Origin of the sequence: Pseudomonas sp., assembly GCF_049645325.1 — a bacterium.
Taxonomy (GTDB): Bacteria; Pseudomonadota; Gammaproteobacteria; order Pseudomonadales; family Pseudomonadaceae; genus Aquipseudomonas.
In genome coordinates this window covers 1-18,267 of the sequence record NZ_JBARTQ010000541.1, presented here as the reverse complement: position 1 = coordinate 18,267, position 18,267 = coordinate 1, and the positions used below count along the sequence as shown (strand labels likewise).

Below are 18,267 nucleotides of genomic sequence, written 5' to 3'. Positions count from 1 at the left end.
TTGTGGAACTCGACGCATATGGAAAATCGAATATACGCTTTGGCGAATATTCGGTAAAGCGAATATGATGTCTGCTGTTTCGGCATGTGCTCTAACGTTCCATGCGTGTCGGCATAACGGTGATCAGAGGAGGGAGGGGGTATGATGATCCAGGCAACGGAAATAGCCGGAGGGCAGTCGCAGCGCTTTCGCGATGCACTGAAATCTGCTGACCTTCCAGCAGGCGATATTGATCTTCCAGGCCGAACCTTTTTTGAGTTCACACTGGATAGCGAGACGGTCGCATGGGGAGGATTCGAAACGCATGGTACGGACGGGTTGTTGCGTTCTCTGGTCGTAGTGTCGACATTCAGATCGAAGGGGGTCGGTGTCGCGGTGCTTCGGGTCATTGAAGCGAAAGCCGCCGAGCAGGGAATCGCTCGATTTCATTTGCTGACAACAACTGCTTCAGGCTTTTTTAAGCAGCAGGGCTATGCAGTAAATCAACAAGGCTCTGCGCCACCTCTTATTTCTCAGACGGAGCAGTTCAGGGGGCTTTGCCCTGGCTCGGCTTGCTACATGTGCAAAGCATTATCTGCGAATGCACGAAAGTAGCTGATCACCTTGGTGATGGCTTTTAGCCTCGATGCCAGCTAGATTTAAAGCTTTCTACGATCAAGGAAGGATATGAAAAAGCTCATCGCAGTAATGGGTGTGTGTGTCGCGCTCGGCGGTTGCGCTACGTCCCACTACACCGCAGGACGAGACTTTCCGTCGGCCAGTGTAGCTAGCATCACCAAAGGCAAAACGACGACTACCGAGTTGAAGTCCCTGTTTGGTGAGCCCTACGCCAAGAGCGCAGTCAGCGAGACTGACGAAAAGTGGATCTACACCTACACCAATGGCTCAGCCCATGCTCAAAGCTACGTGGTCACCATGAAGGTGACGACTAGGGGCACCCAGAAAACTCTCGACGTCTTGATCCGAAATGACGTGGTCATCAACTACACGTTCAGCGAAGGCCCCGCTCCAGGCAGTACCACTGCGACGAACTAAGTTCGCCACCTTGCCATTGGGCGACCCACCGCACTCAGTACGTTGTTGATGGAGCAAGCTCATGGACAGAACGTATGCATTCGTGGATGAGTCCGGGAATTCCGACCTTGATACGTCAAAGGGAGGAAGCTCGGGCTTCTTCATCGTGTGCTCCATTCTGGTGGCAGAGAAAGATCTGGAAGCTGCTTATGCCCAAGCTGAAGCACTCCGCATGCGTCATTTTCAAACAGGCGAGATCAAATCTAGCAATCTGAAGCCCAAAGATTCAGATCGCCGTGCCCGAATCCTCAACGAGCTAGCTGAGCTGCCATTCAAGCTCTATTTCACCGTCGTTGATAAGTCTCGAATTCACAAAGACGGCGGCCTCCGTATCAAGACCTCGTTCATAAAATACGTGAACGGGTTGCTCTATGAACGTTTGTTCCGCGCATACCCTGACCTCCAGATGGTCGTAGACGAACATGGTGGCCAGGAATTTCAGGAGAGCCTCAAAAGCTACGTTGCAGAACGATTCGTGGACGACCTATTTGGCGATAAGGATGCCTTCCAGACGATGGCCAGTAAGGACAACGTCTTGGTTCAGGTTGCAGATTTTTTTGCTGGCTCAGTCGCTCAGATCTACGAAGAGAAAGCATCGGAAGAAGCAGTTCTTGCCTACAAAAAGATTCTACGAAGCCTGACCCTTGGAATGCTTGAGTGGCCATCCAAGTACCAGTCTCTTCTGCCGCCGCCGGCGGATGAATCTGGGTATGCAGACTACCAGGTACACCAAGAAGCTCTCCGCCAGGCTGACCTTTTTAGCGAACGGGCTGGTGAGCACCCTAATGAGGATGAGCGCCTGCAGCTGAGCATCTTGCGGTTCCTGAGATTCCAAAGCGAATTCGTCACCAAAGACTACGTGCCAACCGCAGAAATAGTCGGCCACCTAAAAGATAGCGGCTTCGGAGATATCAACGACCAGAGGATCCGCTCCAGCGGCATCGCCAAGCTTCGCGATTCGGACGTGATTATCACAAGCGCGGCCAAAGGCTACAAAATTCCTCAGACACGGGCTGACATCAACGAGTTTCTGGAAAGGGCGTCAGGCATAGTCGTCCCTCTGCTGGAACGTGTCAAAAAGGCTCGAGAGGTGTATCGGCTGAGTAGTCGAGGAGAATATGACATCGTGACTGCAGCCAACCTGACTGAGCTTGCCAAGCTGCTCACTGCGCTCGAGGCGTTTGCAGATGACTGAGCTCAGTCATGGCAACGAACCTCAGCAGGCTGCATTGATCCAGGATGAAATCCTAGAGATCTTGAAAGAGGCCAGGTGCTCGCGCGTAGATTCTATCGCCTGACCGGCAAGCCGCTGGGCGTGACAGGCGAGATCGCAGAGTACGAAGCTGCCACTAGACTCGGCCTGTTACTACATCCTGCAAGGCAGGCAGGTTACGACGCTACAGAGACGCTGGAAGTTGGCGTCGCGAGAATCAAGATCAAGGGGCGCTGTATCCTGAACCCGCAAAAGATTACGGGCCGTATGGGTGCAATTGATCTACGACAACCCTTTGATACTGTGCTCTTGGTACTGCTTGATTCTGAGTTCAACGCATTTGCAATGTACGAAGCAAGTCGTGCCAAGGTAGAGGCAGCGCTGACCGTGCCTGGGTCGAAAGCCAGAAATGAACGTGGTGCGTTGGCTATTAGGCAATTCATGTCGATAGCTACGTTGCGCTGGGCTCGCCATGAGCCTAGCGACTAAGAGTATTAACCGCCGTCTGGACGCAGAATGCTGTGGATATGCCCCGTGTGACGAGCCAGGCTAATGTCCCTAATACGGCACATTAACCACAATTTTTAGGCTTAATGACCCTATTTGGGCACATTAAGCTGAGCGACGGAATGCAGACTACGATGAGAGGAAGGCTTCACATCCCTCACCAGCTGCGACCTGCACCATGACTGCTCAGCTGGCATCTCACCTAACCAAACAACACCAGACCGAAGCCTGATTTCAAGGTGCGCGGTTAGATAGCTTGCATCCAATCCAATGTGCTTCGGGAAACGGGATGCTCTTGATCAATCATCTCCGGTTGCCAGCTACGGATAACTTTGGGAGCCCAGGAGGGCCGGTTACTGACTGCTTTTTTTGCTAGCATCTGGATCTCAAGTTTGGGGGGATCTGATGCAAATGCAAGGTGATTGGGAAGTGTTGCTCAACGGCGACCCGCAGGAGATCAGGCAGCTTTGCACATGGGGGCACAGCATCAATTACTTCAGGCTCTGGGGGGGAGTAGATGACTGGAACGACTGCCCTAACGACGACTTCCGATTTAATTCAAATCTGTTCGAGGGTCAAACTCAGGAAGGAGTCTGGCAGATCACCTATGAGCTTTTGAGTCTTTTCAATGGTGCATCGACGCTGTTGGAGCGCGAACCATACAAGCTGAGTATCTACAAGATCCTGCTTGAGGGGGGCGAGCTCGCTAGGCAAGAAAAAAGGAACATTCCGGGGATGCTTACCAAGCCTGCTGTCTCCAGCCAAGCTTGGGCCGATGATCTCAGGAAGGCTCTTGGCACATCACAGAAAATCAGCCTTATGATGCTGGCCGCTGAGCATGAGGATATTTACCTCTTCCTCAAATTTCTCGACCAAGACAGCAGTTGGATCACCTACTACAAGATACTGGACACTCTTGAGACATGGGAAAGGCGGAAGGGTCTAAAGGCTTTTAGAAGCAAGCGAAAAGAGAAGAAATTCACCTGTTCAGCCAACAATTTCAGTTTGAACGGGTTCGATGCTAGGCACGGCTTTCAAGAAATGATGCAACAGCCCGCGCAGGTATCAATGACGATTGATGAAGGCCATCAGTTCATCACGGGTCTTGTCAAAGACTACCTTCAGCAAGCTCATCCCCAGTTCGTAAAGTTTAGATGACTCAGGAAGCCGGTCTACCGGGCCGGTTTCTTGTTACGACGGGAAGCGTCGATGGTGTCTCCCGTGGACAGGATCGAAGCGCTCACACAGCCCTTCAGCGCATTGGCAGAATCTGCTGCGTGGAACGCTCACGAAAGGTCGATCACTATCTGCTGGCTGTCGGCCAGAAGATAGGTAAATCCGGTAAAGAGGGGCCATTTTTTGTGAGCAGAGATGTGAGTGAGGTTGTTTTGAATGGCCAGCTTTCAGCTGGCCACTTCCTCATTGATTTCAGAACTCGTGCTCAACATCATCGAAGAAGTTTGGGTCTAACTCGTACTCCAGAGAGCCGAATCGCGCAAGCAGGTCTGCTCTCAGCTCGCCTTCAGCTTCCGGTTCGAGATTGATCCAGTAGCTATATACGAGCCCGTCATCCGATTCGTTAGTCGTGATCTCTGCTCCGGACAAAAGCTCGGCGTCATCGACAGATATCCCCAGCTCAATAGCAAGCGCTTGAGCCATGGACATCCGGTTACTACTCCGGGCTTCTTCCACGGTTGCCCAATACTCCTGCTCAGATCTACGGTCGCGGTCAGCATCAGATTCACCGCTGGAGATGACCACACCTTTCTCAGCAAGCAGCCATATACCATCACGGCGTAGCAATTCGACCGTGGCTTTGAGATAGAACGCTGCACCGTGATACATCCTCTCCTGATCTTGCTGCCCCTGGTAGGTCAGGGAAACCTCTAAAGAAAGCTTCCCGGTTGCGTCGCTGTAGTCAGCGGTTTCAACTTCAAGAGCATCAATAGTGAATCCACTCGCATTGGTATCCGCAATCGCGCCGGAGAGCTGATCCTCCAATTCTAGATCCAGGTTGGCGTAGACATCATCCTCATGGATCGCTTGGGAAAAGTCTTTGATCCCAAAAACGGCCAACATCAGACGCGGATCCTTGAGGTTCCGTTGGGCGACGACAGAAAACTCATGGTAATCAGCGAAGCCCGCTTTTTGCACAAGGGTTTCTTGAGCGACAGAAAGCTTCAGGCCCTGATCACGAGCAAGCTGTTTAGCTTGGGATTTAAAGATGTTTAGCGGGGAAAAATCAGACATGGCAATGGTTCCTAAATCTACGACGCTTAGGTGTCCGATTGCCTGTTCACCGGGCAGCGTCTGGTTAGGGACATGCCGATGTAAAACTGAAGGGTGTCACAGATGGGCTATTGCTTCGCGAAACAGGCGCCAGGCGACCATCACCGCCTATTGGGATCATAGGTCAGAGGAAATAGCCCCGCAATACCCCGCCCGAATGTTTTCAATGGACGGTTTTTTAGCGTCACCTACTGGCAGTGGAAAGAGTTCAAGAACAGCAACTGATGGTAAAACCAAACTAGATTTAACGAAGAAATGACGCCACTAGATTGTCACTTTTAAACGCTGAGGGGCACTGTTCGAGAGTGAACAGAGACATGCGAAATGAGTGTGTTTCAAAATATTTCAAGAACGAAACGTCGTAGCCCGCGATTTAGAAGGGCTGGGCATGCATACAGGGGCAAAGTGGATCCAACCACTGATTTGCGCACAAGTTATCCACAGGCTTGTTGCCTTGCAATGTCATTTTGACCCCATTATCTTGTAGGTCATCTCGACAACAACACTACATGTTGTGTTTTTGGCGAGAGGCTGAGGTTTCAGTGAACACAGCGGGTATGCGTGCAAAGTTTGGACGCCGAGCACACATACCCGCCAATCCCTGAGCCAATGCGGACATTGGTGGGACGCGCATTAGAGAAAAACCGACTTTGGATGTCAACCATTCAGCTCGGCTTTCCGCTCAAGGGTTGCTCCTGCCTACTCGATTTTTTCTAGATACAGGAGCACCTAATCGTGCCGAAAAATCCTAAACAAACTTCGTCTCACGTGGCCAGCTTGGCCTCCAAAATCCTGCGTAGTGATAGCTCCTCGGCCATCCAGAAGGAATTGGCAGGGTCGGCCATGGCTCAAGCTTCGACCGGCAAGCAAACCGGTGCCGATATGGAGACTAAAGCCAGTCATGTCCTCGACAGCAACAAGTACAACGCCACCACCAAGACCCTAGCGGCCTCGGTACTCGCCCAATCGAACAAAGAGCGGGGTGAGTAAAAATGGCTCAGTATTTCGTGAACCGTAATGCACAGACCAATGGTGACCACGAGGTGCATACCAGTACGTGCATCTATTTGCCGGCACTCCATAACCGCCTTGATCTTGGCTATCACACCACCTGTGTGACCGCTGTTCGCCAGGCTCGCAACACCTACCAGCAGTCGAACGGTTGCCGGACGTGTTCCTCGGTATGCCATACCCAGTAATTTTTGAAGTCTCATCGGAAGCTCTGGGCGGCTTTGCTGCTGCCCATCTTCTGCAGGTTAATGGGCTTCCGGGACATTAAGTCTATTCAAAGTTGCGTCTGATGAAGGTTGCGTCTAATGATTCACGATCATGAATACAGCCTATTGGGCGGGGTAAATCGAGCTCTGATTGGCCGGTACTTGACACTACTGGCAAGCGCGATTTCCGGCATTGCGGTTTTTTTGCTGCTGTCAGCTGAAGATTTGGCTAAAAAGTATGACCTGCCTGTAAATCTTCCACCGACAGCCCTGTCACTAATTGGCGCAGGTATAGTTTTTGCCCTGCTGTACGCACTATTCAATAAGACAGTTTGGAAATGGCGCTGGGCAGTTAAATATCTAAAAGTTCCTGATCTTTCGGGAGAGTGGCAGTGCACTGGAACAACACTGGACACCGAAGGAAATCCGATTCGTTCTTGGCAAGCCGATGTATATATTTGTCAAACTTGGGACAAGATTAGAGTGCGATTGAAGACACATCAATCAGGCTCCAACAGTATCACTGCGGCATTGGTTCACGATGAAGCTGACGGATACCGCCTTCTTTATAACTACCAGAATGATCCTAACCCCGGCGAACCTGAGCTTCGGGGACATGTTGGCAGCGCAAACCTTTTGTTTGCTAAATCACTAGATTGCGCAAAGGGTGACTATTTTAACGGTTACGGTCGGCCCACCTATGGGCGAATGGAGCTTAGGAGAAAAAATGAACACACCAATTAACGAACGAATCAATCGTCTGCGCTCCAGACGCTCGGGCCTTGATAGATCCGCTGTAATCGCGATGGATGCGAAGGATTTCATCGTGAACCGAAGCCTTACAAAAGAGGCGTGGGAACATAGGGTTAAAGACAAGCCGAATACAACATTTGCTTTAGGCGCTATGCAAGAGGTAGACCCTACCTACACACGCATCAGCATCGAAACCGCAGAACGGGTTAGCAACCAGTTGTCGAAGAGGACAAGCGGCAATCTTGAATTCGAGCTACAGGGTTCAGTACCGCTTAATGTCCATATTCGAGGGGTCAGTGATGTCGACCTTTTAGCGATAGAAGCTGACTTTCATACCTATGATGCGCGTGGGTACATGAGTACATCGGGTCAGTATCGTTCACCGACCTCACGCACCTCAGTTGGCGTGTTGACTGCTCGCAGGGGGGAAATTAGTAAAGCTCTTCGCGATGCGTTTCCCGCAGCGACAATTGACACCTCTGGCTCCAAGGCCATTAAATTGCAAGGAGGGTCGTTAGCGCGTCCAGTTGATGTCGTGCCTTCCCACTGGCATGACACTATTAGTTATCAAGCATCTGGTCAGAAACACGACCGTGCTGTCACCATCCTAGATTCGCATAAAAACACCACGATTGAAAACTGGCCTTTCCTGCACATCAAAAAAATACGAGAACGATGTGAAACCACGAGTGGCGGGCTCCGCAAATCAATAAGATTATGTAAAAACATAAAGGCAGATCTCGAGGCGGAAGGAAAAGCTGTAACGATCTCCAGCTTTGATATTGCCTCAATAATGTACCACGCCAACATGCATAGTCTCTCCGTTGGCGCCTACTATGAATTAGCGATATTAGCTGAGACCCAAAGATATTTGGATTACTTGTGGAACAACAAGGAAGAAGCGAGGCGACTGATAGTGCCAGATGGATCTCGCTTTATATTTAACACGGAAGACAAGTTTAACGGCTTGATGCATCTCTCCGTGGCCATGGACAGTCTCCTTCGGGAGGTCGCTAAAGAGCAAAGCTTCCTGCTGAGCTTATCCGAGAAACCACTCTTGGATGCCAGTAGGGCAGCGGTGACCAACGCGCTAATTTTTTAAAGGCAGTCAGTGGGGAATTGAGGAAGCATGCACGCAACCTTGAGACAACGACGGGTGTCCATAGAAACCAAATATCGTATGGACAGTGCCTATTTAGACGCAGGCCAATGAAAACGGGACGTTCAGGTGTCTGTCCATACGGCCATATGGGGGGAAAAGCGATTCGCCGACGATCGTGGTTTTCAGTGGTTTGGATGCGTTCGCGGTTCGCAGCACACCCAATACCGCAATCGGGTCGGTCGGCGAGATCAGCGCGCCGAACAGCAGGCAGTAGAGGAAGCTCACGTGCCAGCCAAACAGCGCAAAGATGTAGTACGCCAAGCTGCCGATCACCACGGTGGCGATCAACACGCCGAAGGTCGCCAGCAGGCCGATGGGCCAGCGGTAACTGCGCAGGTCGCTGAGGTTAACGTGCAAGGCACCGGCGAACAGCAGGAACGAGAGCATCCAGTTCATCAGCAAATCGCCGAAGTCGATCTGGCCGATCAGTTGCTGGATGCGCTCTTCCAGCCCCGGGTAGCCGATAACGCTCAGGCCTTGCAGGATCAGCGAAAACAGCAAAGCGGTGACCATTACGCCGATGGTGGGCGGCAGGCCGATAAACCGGTAGTTCACATAGGTGAGCAGGGTGGTGAGGCAAATGAAGGCGGCGACAAGTTCAAGCATCCGGGGTCCTTGGAAGTTGGGTGGGCGATGGCTAATGGGTGGATGGACCGCAGCAGTGGCGGGATGTTGCACGCCCTTGAGCGAAAGCGCGTAGAACCTTTCGCTGCGGCGTGGCTCATAGCGGGTAAGTGCGACTTCGCATTTTTAGTGCTAAAACTCTAACCGCTGGATAAAACGACAAAAGGAATCAGTGATGACGGTGGCTTTCTGGTGTGTGTTGATCGCAATATTTCTGCCTTATCTGTGTACAGGTGTGGCCAAGTTCAGCGGTGGCAAGTTCGGGCCACGGCAGAACCACGACCCGCGCTCGTTCCTGGACACCCTCGAAGGGTTCGCCAAGCGTGCCCACAGTGCGCAACTCAACAGCTTTGAAGTGACGCCGGCGTTTGCGGCGGCGGTGATCATTGCGCACCTGGCCGGCACGGCCTCGCTGGTGACCATCAATGTGCTGGCGGTGTTGTTTATCACCAGTCGCCTGCTGTACATCATTTGCTACCTGGCGGACTGGGCAATGCTGCGTTCGCTGGTGTGGGCGGTGGGCATGGCGTTGATTGCGAGCTTCTTTTTTGTCTCGATCTAATGCCTGACCCCGGCCCTTTGTGGGAGCTGGCTTGCCTGCGATGCAGGCACCTAGGTGTTTCTGATGTACCGAGGTGATGCTATCGCAGGCAAGCCAGCTCCCACACAAGCCCGCTCCCACATTTGAGCTTCAGCGCCTGTCAGGTGCCGGCGGGTGCATCCGGCACCTGCGGCAGCGCCGCACCTTTCGGCCACAGCATCCAGATTTGCCCCTGCTGCTTCATGTTCCCCGCCAGTTCCCCGGCCGCCTGGCCAGTGCCCCAGAACAGGTCCGCGCGCACTTCGCCGGTGATCGCGCCGCCGGTGTCCTGCGCGGCCACAGGCCTTGCGATGGGCGAACCATCCGGTGTGGTCGTCGACAGCCACAACAGGCTGCCCAGCGGAATCACTTTGCGATCCACCGCCACGCTGTAACCGGCAGTCAGTGGCACATTCAGTGAGCCACGAGGGCCTTCATTGCTGTCCGGGCGCGCGCTGAAGAACACGTAGCTGGGGTTGCTCGCCAACAGTTCGGGAATGCGTTGCGGGTTGGCCTTAGCCCAGGCGCTGATGGCGCCCATGGTCACGTCCTCTTTTTTCAATGCGCCTTGCTCCACCAGCCAACGGCCGATCGGGCGATAAGGGTAGCCATTCTGGTCGCCATACCCGATTCGCAGTTGGCGCCCGCCCGCCAATTGAATACGCCCCGAGCCCTGGATCTGCAGGAATTGCAGGTCCATCGGGTCTGTCAGCCAGGCAATCGGCTTGGCGGTGGAGCCTTGGCCGTTGATGGTGCTCGCATCGTCATAAGGCTTGAGGACGCGGCCTTCCAGACGACCACGCAGGCGTTTGCCCTTGAGTTCGGGGTAGATGCTTTCCAGGTTGACGATGATCAGGTCATCCGGCACGCCGTACACCGGCACATGTGCGCTGGCGGTTTCGGTCAGGCTGCCGGGGTAGACGGGTTCGTAGTAGCCGGTGATCAGGCCGTTCGGCGTGTTGTCGGCCGAGCGCAGGCCGAATACATCCAGGCGCTCCTTGAGAAACCCGCGAACCGCCACCGCATTGCCCGGCACCGTGGCCGCCGCTGCACAGGTTGCGCCCCAGACCGGGTCAGCCTTGAGGCGCTGGCAGGCGCTGCGCCAGGATTCAAAACCGGCCAGCAAGTCGCTGTCGGACACCGCCGGCAAGGCTTCCCACGGTGCGCTCACATAGGTGGCAACGGCATGGGGTTTTACAGTTTCATCTTTGCCGGCGTCCTTGCCGCCATCGCAACCGGCCAGCACTGCGATCATTGGCAGAGCCCATGCCAGGCGGCGGCTCCAGGGTTTCAAGGTGATAGTCATACAAGCAATTCCTGAAGCGATTGCCCGCGCATTCGCGCAGTCGGGCAACCCTTATTATTAATAGGGCTATTGGTCTTTGCGGGCGGGGCGAGGATACTGGCCGCCGTTTCCCGTGACCTTGAAGCCAACATGACTTTTAAAAGACTGACCGTTGTATTGCTGGCCTGCCTGACACTGTCCGCCTGCGGTGGCGTCGATCCGAATTCGCCCCTCGGTCAGCGCAAGGCGATCTTCAAGCAGATGCTCAAGACCGGCGAAGACCTGGGTGGCATGCTGCGCGGGCGCATCCCGTTCGACGGCGCCAAGTTCGCCGAAGGCGCGGTGAAACTCGATGCGTTGTCCCACGAACCGTGGAAGCATTTCCCGAGCGTACGTGAGGAAGACCACACCAGCGCCAAAGACAGCGTGTGGCAGCAACGGGCACGCTTTCAGGAACTGGCCCGAAACCTTGAAGCGGCCACCGGTGAATTGGTGGTCGCAAGCCAGGTCCAGCCTTACAAGGCCAGCAACCTGGGGCCCGCGGTGCAAAAAGTCGAAGACGCCTGCACCGCCTGCCATAAACAGTTTCGGGACCATTAACTGACCGGTTTTACTGGTCGAGTTCTTCTACCGCTTCCTGCAGTTCCTTGCGGGACTGGGCGAGCTTGTCTTTGCGCTTGTTGATCTTGTCGGCGTCGCCTTTTTTCATCGCCTTGTCGAGGTCGGCCTGACGGCGGCTGACTTCATGCTTGGCGTCGAGCACCTTGTTTTCGCGCTCTTTGCGCAAGGACGCGTCGGTGCAGTTGGCGGTGACTTCGCTCAGGGCTTTTTCCAGGCCGGCTTGTTGCTCGCTGTTGCCATGGGCCTTGGCTTGTTCAATCTGGGTGCTGATGGCTTGGCGCTTGGCGGCGCAGCCGGTGAGTGGCGAGGCTTCTTCGGCCGCCAGCAACGGCGTGGCCATGAAACTTGCGACGGTCAACAAGGCAAGTGGGGCGAGAAATTTCATGTAGGGCTCCAAGGTCGTATTCGCAAGGCAGGGTGAATTCTGCCGACGGTTGCAATTGATTGGGCCGGGCCTAAAACCCGTCTATCCCGGCCACGCGTAATGTTTCAGCCAAGGCCTGTACCTGCGGGTCGCGAAAAAAAGCGCTCAGTTGCGCTGCGCGACCCGGGCCGATGCCATCAGTGGCCAGCCAGGCTTGGGTGTCTTTGGCGACCAGCGTCTGCCAGCCACCTTGCAGGTTATTACGGGCCGCAGGCGGCACGCCCAAGGCTTTAAGCCAGTGGGCAAAGGGCCGTTGCCGCGCGCTTTGGATGTTGTCGAGCACTCGGGCACGGCTGCGATCACCGAAGCCTTCAATGTTAGCAAGCTCTGCCGCATCCAGGGTTAACCAATCGAGAAAGCCTGCGATTAGACCGGCCTGGATCAATATGTTCCAGGTCTCGCGGCCCATTTGGGGCAACGCCAGGCCTTGATTACCGCTGAGCCACGTCAGGCGGGCCAGCAATTGCTCCTCGCAGCCGGGGTCCAGTTGCCAGCAACTCAGGGTGTGATAATTGCGCGCGTCGGGCGCTTGCACCGGCACGCGGGTTTCGTTGCGCAGGATCACTTGGTCCAGGCGCGGAATCACCTGGCCGGCGAGGCTGATGGAGACCTGATCGCCGGGGCGGATGTCCAGCGCCTGCCAGCGTTTCAGAGAGCCGGCGCTGACGCGGCTGATCTGCCGATCATCGAGCCGCACCGGTTCCAGTTCCAGAACGGGTGTGATGCGCCCGGTGCGGCCGATCTTGAAATTCACATTGCGTACCCAGGCCAGCGCCTTGGCGGCCGGGTACTTCCAGGCGACAGCCCAGTAAGGCGCACTGGCCTGCCAGCGCTTGGCGGGTGCGCGCAAGGCTTGGTGCAACACCACGCCGTCACTGGCGAACGGCAGCGGGTGCTGGTACCAGTAAGTGCGCCAGTGCGCGGCTTCACTGATGTTCACGATGGGCTGGCTGTAGCGCTGGCTGTCGGTGAAGCCCCAGCGTGCCAGGGTGGCAAGGCGTTCGCTGAAGTCGCTTGGGCCGTCTGGCCAGGCCCAGACGAACAAGCCGATGCCGGCCGCCTCGGCGTCGCTCAGCGGTTGTCGGCGGTTCATCAGCCCGGCGATTTTGCTGCGGACGTTGAGCCCGCCACGTGCGGATTGCACATGATCGATAAGGCGCCAATAGAGCTCGCCTTGCAGCACCAAATCCACGGGTTCCGCCAATTGCTGGACAATGCCGGGAATCCTGCGCGCGGCGGCGGACCAGTCCTGGCCGAGCACGCCGTCACCGCGGCTGATGACCTGGCTCAAGCGCCCTTGGCGATACACAAGCGTCACCGCAACCCCGTCGACCTTGGGTTGAATCCACACGTCGTGGCGTGTGCCAAGCCAGTCGCTTACCGCCGACTCATCCAGCAGCTTTTCCAGCCCGGTATGCGCGACCGGATGACGCTGCGTGCCGCGTGAACTCGCCAGGGGTTTGTCAGCCAGCAGGTCGGCTTGAGGGAAGCACGCGCGCCAGCGGGCCAGACGCAGGCGAGCCTGGTCGTAGAGCTCGTCATTGACGGGTGACTGGCCGAGCCGGTGGTAGCTGTCATCCCACTGCTGGATTTGCCTGGCGAGGCCGGCAACCTGTGACCGGGCGTCGGCGGGGCAGCCTTCGGCCCACGCCAGGAAGGGCAGGGCACTGAGTAAAAGAACCATCAGTAAGCGCATCGTGAGCATCCTTGCTCGAAAGGGACGCCCAGCCTAAGTGATCCATGCGGCCACAAAAAAGCCCCGAAAGGGCGGGGCTGTTTACCGGGTGTTTCTGTTTACTTGAACAGACCGCCCAAGGCTTTCACTGCGTCGTTGTTTTGCGCCTTTGTCTGCTGTTTTTGCTGGCTTGCATCAACCTTGGCCTGGGACGCGACGAGTTTGTTACAGCCTTTGTTGACCTGCTCCAGTGCGCCGAGAAAACCATCCGGGCATAAAAAAGCCCCGCCAGGCGAACCTGGCGGGGCGTTGTCTACCGTGAGCAATTACAGGCCGGCGGCAGTGCGCAGGTCGTTGGCGCGGTCGGTTTTTTCCCAGGTGAACGTGGTGAAGGTGTCGTCGCCGACAGTCTTCTGCACAGGTGTACGGCCGAAGTGGCCGTAGGCTGCGGTTTCCTGGTACATCGGGTGCAGCAGGTCGAGCATGGTGGTGATTGCGTACGGGCGCAGGTCGAAGATCTCACGCACCAGCTTGACGATCTTGTCATCGCTGATCTTGCCGGTGCCGAAGGTATTCAGCGAGATCGACGTAGGCTGGGCTACACCAATTGCGTAGGAAACCTGAATCTCGCAGCGTTCGGCCAGGCCGGCCGCGACGATGTTCTTGGCCACGTAACGACCGGCATAAGCGGCGGAACGGTCAACCTTGGAGGGGTCTTTACCCGAGAACGCGCCACCGCCGTGACGGGCCATGCCGCCGTAGCTGTCGACGATGATCTTGCGACCAGTCAGGCCGCAGTCGCCAACCGGGCCACCGATGATGAACTGGCCAGTCGGGTTGATGTGGAACTGGGTGTCCTTGGTCAGCAGCTCGGCAGGCAGCACGTGCTTGACGATCAGCTCCATCACGCCTTCGCGCAGGTCGGCGTAGGAAACGTCCGGGTTGTGCTGGGTCGACAGTACGACGGCGTCGATGCCCACGACTTTGCCGCCTTCGTAACGGCAGGTCACCTGGGACTTGGCGTCCGGGCGCAGCCATGGCAGCAGGCCGCCTTTGCGGGCTTCGGCCTGGCGCTGCACCAGTTGGTGCGAGAAGGTGATCGGCGCCGGCATCAGCACGTCGGTTTCGTTGCTGGCGTAGCCGAACATCAGGCCCTGGTCACCGGCGCCCTGATCTTCAGGCTTGGCACGGTCAACGCCTTGGTTGATGTCGGGGGACTGCTTGCCGATGATGTTCATCACGCCGCAGGTCGCGCCGTCGAAACCGACGTCGGAGCTGTTGTAGCCAATCTTGGTGATCACGTCGCGGACGATCTGTTCCAGGTCGACCCAGGCCGTGGTGGTGACTTCACCGGCGATGATTGCCACGCCCGTTTTCACCAGAGTCTCGCACGCCACACGGGCGAACTTGTCTTCAGCAATGATGGCGTCCAGCACCGCGTCGGAAATCTGGTCGGCGATTTTGTCCGGATGCCCTTCAGACACGGACTCGGAGGTGAAAAGGGAGTATTCGCTCATCTCGATGTTTTCCTGATATTTACCGATGGTGAGTGTCGCCAGCCGGTCGCTGAAAATGGCGGACCTGGATCTGGAAACCATTACGTAAACCTACATAGAGGCTTTCCCCGGGAACGAGTCCCGCAGCGGTGGCCCAACGGGCCAGATCGTCCTGTTCAAAACCCAACCAGAGATCACCGCAGGCCTCCTTGGCCCAATTCTGGTTGTGGCTGCATAAATCTGTGACCAGCAGGCTACCGCCGGGTTGCAGCAAATTTGCCATCTGCTTGAGGGCGTCGGCGGGGGCGGCGAAATGGTGCAAGACCATGTTCAGCACCACGCAATCGGCCCGCAGGCTGGTGTCATTCAAGGCGTCGGCCAGCTGCAGGCTGACATTGCCCAGCGCCTCGCGCTCGCAGAGCTGGCGCGCCAGCTCAAGCATGGCCGGGCTGTTGTCCAATGCCGTCACCTGCGCAAATCGGCGCGCCAGTTCCGGCAGGAAGCCGCCGTCGCCCGGGCCGACTTCCAGTGCGGTCGCCTCATCACTGAAGCTCAGCTTGTCCAACAGCGCCAGTACGCTTTCGCGGTATTGGGGCAAGCCGGCAATAAGGTCCTGTTGGGCGCGAAATTTCTCGGCAACCCGTGAGAAAAAATCCTGGCTGGCGGCAGCGCGTTGCCCATGGACCTGTGCGATGCGCGACTGTACGTCGCTTGGCAGGCCCAGGTTGTCCACTTCTTCAAGCAGGGCGGCGTGCAGCTTGCCGCCGAGCAATTCGCTGTGGGGCAGGGCGCGGCGGTAAAAAATTGCGTTGCCTTCGCGGCGGGTGGCCACCAGGTCGGCCTGGGCCAATACCTTCAAATGGTGGCTCATGCCGGACTGGCCGATGGCGAAGATCTGCGCCAGTTCCAGTACGCCAAACGAGTCGTTCGCCAGTGCGCGCAACACGTTCAGACGCAACGGATCGCCAGCGGCCTTGCACAAGGCTGCCAGTTCATCGCCGTCGTCGGGACGCAAGGTGGGCACGGGTAGGTTCATAAGGCCAGCAGTCTAGTGACGGGTGGAAATCCCCGCAAGGCCAATATCAAAAAGTTTTGATATTGGTCGATAATCGGTCGTTATAAGCCGCCGCGATAACCTTTAGACGAAGCGGCCGAGCTTTTCTGCAACCGAATGCCGTGCAAACCACAGGAAAAACACCCTCAAGTGACTATCTTTCATTGCCCGCAGGCGGTGGCTGAGGGAAAATGCCGGTCCTTTTTCCGTTTCTTTTAAGCAAACCTCAGGAGAACAGCGATGCCCAGCCGTCGTGAGCGTGCCAACGCCATTCGTGCCCTCAGCATGGATGCCGTGCAAAAAGCCAACAGCGGCCATCCCGGTGCCCCGATGGGCATGGCGGATATCGCCGAGGTACTTTGGCGCGACTACCTGAAACACAACCCAAGCAACCCTTCGTTTGCCGACCGCGACCGCTTCGTGCTGTCCAACGGCCACGGCTCGATGCTGATCTATTCGCTGCTGCACCTGACCGGCTACGACGTCACCATCGATGACCTCAAGAGCTTCCGCCAGCTGCACAGCCGCACCCCGGGCCACCCGGAATTCGGCTACACCCCAGGCGTCGAGACCACCACCGGTCCCCTGGGCCAAGGCCTGGCCAACGCGGTGGGTTTCGCACTGGCTGAAAAAGTCCTGGGCGCGCAGTTCAACCGCCCTGGCCACAACATCGTCGACCACCACACCTATGTGTTCCTGGGTGATGGCTGCATGATGGAAGGCATTTCCCACGAAGTGTCGTCCCTGGCCGGTACCCTGGGCCTGGGCAAGCTGATTGCCTTCTACGATGACAACGGCATCTCCATCGACGGCGAAGTCGAAGGCTGGTTCACCGACGACACCCCCAAGCGTTTCGAAGCCTACAACTGGCAGGTGATCCGCAACGTCGACGGTCACGACCCGGAAGAAATCAAGACCGCCATCGAAACCGCCCGCAAGAGCGAGCAGCCGACCCTGATCTGCTGCAAGACCACCATCGGTTTCGGCTCGCCGAACAAGCAAGGTAAAGAAGATTGCCACGGCGCCCCACTGGGTGACGCGGAAATCGCCTTGACCCGTGAAGCGCTGAAGTGGAACCACGGCCCGTTCGAAATCCCGGCCGACATCTACGCCGAGTGGAACGCCAAGGAAAAAGGCCTGGCTGCCGAAGCCGAGTGGGACCAGCGTTTTGCTGCCTACTCCGCCGAATTCCCTGAGTTGGCCAATGAACTGGTACGCCGCCTGGCCGGCGACCTGCCTGCCGACTTCTCGGAAAAAGCCTCGGCCTACATCGCCGAAGTCGCGGCCAAGGGCGAGACCATCGCCAGCCGTAAAGCCAGCCAAAACACCCTGAACGCCTTCGGCCCATTGCTGCCGGAGTTCCTCGGCGGTTCGGCTGACCTGGCCGGTTCCAACCTGACCTTGTGGAAAGGTTGCAAAGGTGTCTCGGCCGAAGACGCCAGCGGCAACTACATGTACTACGGCGTGCGCGAGTTCGGCATGAGCGCCATCATGAACGGCGTGTCCCTGCACGGCGGCCTGGTGCCTTACGGCGCGACCTTCCTGATGTTCATGGAATACGCGCGCAACGCCGTGCGCATGGCTGCGCTGATGAAAAAACGCGTGATCCATGTGTACACCCACGACTCCATCGGCCTGGGCGAAGACGGCCCGACGCACCAGCCGGTCGAGCAACTGACCAGCCTGCGCACCACGCCGAACCTGGATTGCTGGCGCCCAGCTGACGCGGTCGAATCCGCGGTGGCCTGGAAGCACGCGATCGAGCGTAAGGACGGCCCTTCGGCGCTGATCTTCTCGCGTCAGAACCTGCAGCACCAAGTGCGTACCGACGCGCAGATCGCCGACATCGCCCGTGGTGGTTATGTGCTCAAGGACTGCATCGGCGAGCCGGAACTGATCCTGATCTCCACCGGTTCTGAAGTCGGCCTGACCGTTCAGGCCTACGACAAGCTGACCGAGCAAGGCCGCAACGTACGCGTTGTGTCCATGCCGTGCACCAGCCTGTTCGAAGCCCAGGATGCCGACTACAAGCAATCGGTCCTGCCGTTGCAGGTCAGCGCGCGTATCGCCATCGAAGCGGCTCACGCCGACTACTGGTACAAGTACGTGGGCCTGGAAGGCCGCGTGATCGGCATGACCACCTACGGTGAGTCGGCGCCGGCGCCAGCGTTGTTCGAAGAGTTCGGTTTCACCCTGGAAAACATCCTGGGTCAGGCTGAAGAGCTGCTGGAAGACTAAGGCTGTAGATTGGGGTGGCTGGACTGGCCTCTTCGCGAGCAAGCCCGCTCCCACA

Annotated in this window: 18 protein-coding genes and 1 pseudogene; 11 read left to right on the top strand and 8 right to left on the bottom strand. The window is 56.7% G+C overall.

Annotated features, from left to right (window positions below; all coding sequences use genetic code 11):
* Window positions 1–141 precede the first annotated feature (141 nt).
* From arsN2 to WBB95_RS22790, 5 genes are all read left to right on the top strand, one after another.
* Complete coding sequence (gene arsN2 / locus WBB95_RS22810; protein ID WP_131670583.1) at window positions 142–594, top strand: arsenic resistance N-acetyltransferase ArsN2; 453 nt, start codon at window positions 142–144, stop codon at window positions 592–594.
* A 72-nt stretch (window positions 595–666) separates the two neighbouring features.
* A complete protein-coding gene (locus WBB95_RS22805; protein ID WP_131670582.1) occupies window positions 667–1,035 on the top strand; it encodes a hypothetical protein in 369 nt (122 codons plus the stop codon).
* Window positions 1,036–1,096: 61 nt separating this feature from the next.
* On the top strand, window positions 1,097–2,269 hold the full coding sequence (locus WBB95_RS22800) for a DUF3800 domain-containing protein (RefSeq protein ID WP_131670581.1): 1,173 nt from the start codon (window positions 1,097–1,099) through the stop codon (window positions 2,267–2,269).
* A gap of 75 nt (window positions 2,270–2,344) precedes the next feature.
* Window positions 2,345–2,776, top strand: a complete 432-nt coding sequence (locus WBB95_RS22795; RefSeq protein ID WP_227496826.1) for a hypothetical protein — start codon at window positions 2,345–2,347, stop codon at window positions 2,774–2,776.
* 423 nt (window positions 2,777–3,199) lie between these two features.
* Window positions 3,200–3,952, top strand: coding sequence for a hypothetical protein (locus tag WBB95_RS22790; protein ID WP_153338151.1), 753 nt, complete (start codon window positions 3,200–3,202; stop codon window positions 3,950–3,952).
* Between the two features lie 270 nt (window positions 3,953–4,222).
* Here WBB95_RS22790 and WBB95_RS22785 read toward each other — a convergent pair whose 3' ends face one another.
* Complete coding sequence (locus WBB95_RS22785; protein ID WP_070414817.1) at window positions 4,223–5,044, bottom strand: hypothetical protein; 822 nt, start codon at window positions 5,042–5,044, stop codon at window positions 4,223–4,225.
* Window positions 5,045–5,818: 774 nt separating this feature from the next.
* On the opposite strand from WBB95_RS22785, the gene WBB95_RS22780 reads away from it, so the two are divergent.
* From WBB95_RS22780 to WBB95_RS22770, 3 genes are all read left to right on the top strand, one after another.
* Entirely contained in the window at window positions 5,819–6,073 is a 255-nt protein-coding gene (locus WBB95_RS22780; RefSeq protein WP_011167585.1) for a hypothetical protein, read from the top strand.
* Window positions 6,074–6,399: 326 nt separating this feature from the next.
* Complete coding sequence (locus WBB95_RS22775) at window positions 6,400–7,044, top strand: hypothetical protein (protein WP_095023256.1); 645 nt, start codon at window positions 6,400–6,402, stop codon at window positions 7,042–7,044.
* Window positions 7,028–8,155: a hypothetical protein gene (locus tag WBB95_RS22770; RefSeq protein WP_095023257.1), complete on the top strand. Its 1,128-nt coding sequence runs from the start codon at window positions 7,028–7,030 to the stop codon at window positions 8,153–8,155. The genes WBB95_RS22775 and WBB95_RS22770 overlap by 17 nt, the downstream gene beginning before the upstream one ends.
* A gap of 153 nt (window positions 8,156–8,308) precedes the next feature.
* Here the strand turns inward: WBB95_RS22770 and WBB95_RS22765 are convergent.
* Window positions 8,309–8,821: pseudogene (locus WBB95_RS22765) on the bottom strand (cation:proton antiporter); the annotation flags it as partial.
* A gap of 193 nt (window positions 8,822–9,014) precedes the next feature.
* On the opposite strand from WBB95_RS22765, the gene WBB95_RS22760 reads away from it, so the two are divergent.
* On the top strand, window positions 9,015–9,401 hold the full coding sequence (locus WBB95_RS22760) for an MAPEG family protein (protein ID WP_424489624.1): 387 nt from the start codon (window positions 9,015–9,017) through the stop codon (window positions 9,399–9,401).
* Window positions 9,402–9,540: 139 nt separating this feature from the next.
* Here the strand turns inward: WBB95_RS22760 and WBB95_RS22755 are convergent, their stop codons facing one another.
* Window positions 9,541–10,725: a murein transglycosylase A gene (locus WBB95_RS22755; RefSeq protein WP_424489623.1), complete on the bottom strand. Its 1,185-nt coding sequence runs from the start codon at window positions 10,723–10,725 to the stop codon at window positions 9,541–9,543.
* A gap of 129 nt (window positions 10,726–10,854) precedes the next feature.
* Between WBB95_RS22755 and WBB95_RS22750 the strand changes: the two genes are divergently transcribed.
* A complete protein-coding gene (locus tag WBB95_RS22750) occupies window positions 10,855–11,304 on the top strand; it encodes a c-type cytochrome (RefSeq protein ID WP_424489622.1) in 450 nt (149 codons plus the stop codon).
* A 10-nt stretch (window positions 11,305–11,314) separates the two neighbouring features.
* Here the strand turns inward: WBB95_RS22750 and WBB95_RS22745 are convergent, their stop codons facing one another.
* From WBB95_RS22745 to WBB95_RS22725, 5 genes are all read right to left on the bottom strand, one after another.
* Entirely contained in the window at window positions 11,315–11,710 is a 396-nt protein-coding gene (locus WBB95_RS22745) for a DUF1090 domain-containing protein (protein ID WP_424489621.1), read from the bottom strand.
* Window positions 11,711–11,780: 70 nt separating this feature from the next.
* Window positions 11,781–13,445, bottom strand: a complete 1,665-nt coding sequence (gene ligB, locus WBB95_RS22740; protein WP_424489620.1) for an NAD-dependent DNA ligase LigB — start codon at window positions 13,443–13,445, stop codon at window positions 11,781–11,783.
* A gap of 98 nt (window positions 13,446–13,543) precedes the next feature.
* Complete coding sequence (locus tag WBB95_RS22735) at window positions 13,544–13,750, bottom strand: hypothetical protein (protein WP_424489625.1); 207 nt, start codon at window positions 13,748–13,750, stop codon at window positions 13,544–13,546.
* Window positions 13,751–14,941, bottom strand: a complete 1,191-nt coding sequence (gene metK / locus WBB95_RS22730; RefSeq protein ID WP_424489619.1) for a methionine adenosyltransferase — start codon at window positions 14,939–14,941, stop codon at window positions 13,751–13,753.
* Between the two features lie 19 nt (window positions 14,942–14,960).
* Entirely contained in the window at window positions 14,961–15,956 is a 996-nt protein-coding gene (locus WBB95_RS22725) for an ArsR/SmtB family transcription factor (RefSeq protein WP_424489618.1), read from the bottom strand.
* A 258-nt stretch (window positions 15,957–16,214) separates the two neighbouring features.
* Between WBB95_RS22725 and tkt the strand changes: the two genes are divergently transcribed.
* Complete coding sequence (gene tkt, locus WBB95_RS22720; protein ID WP_424489617.1) at window positions 16,215–18,212, top strand: transketolase; 1,998 nt, start codon at window positions 16,215–16,217, stop codon at window positions 18,210–18,212.
* The last annotated feature ends 55 nt before the right edge of the window (window positions 18,213–18,267 follow it).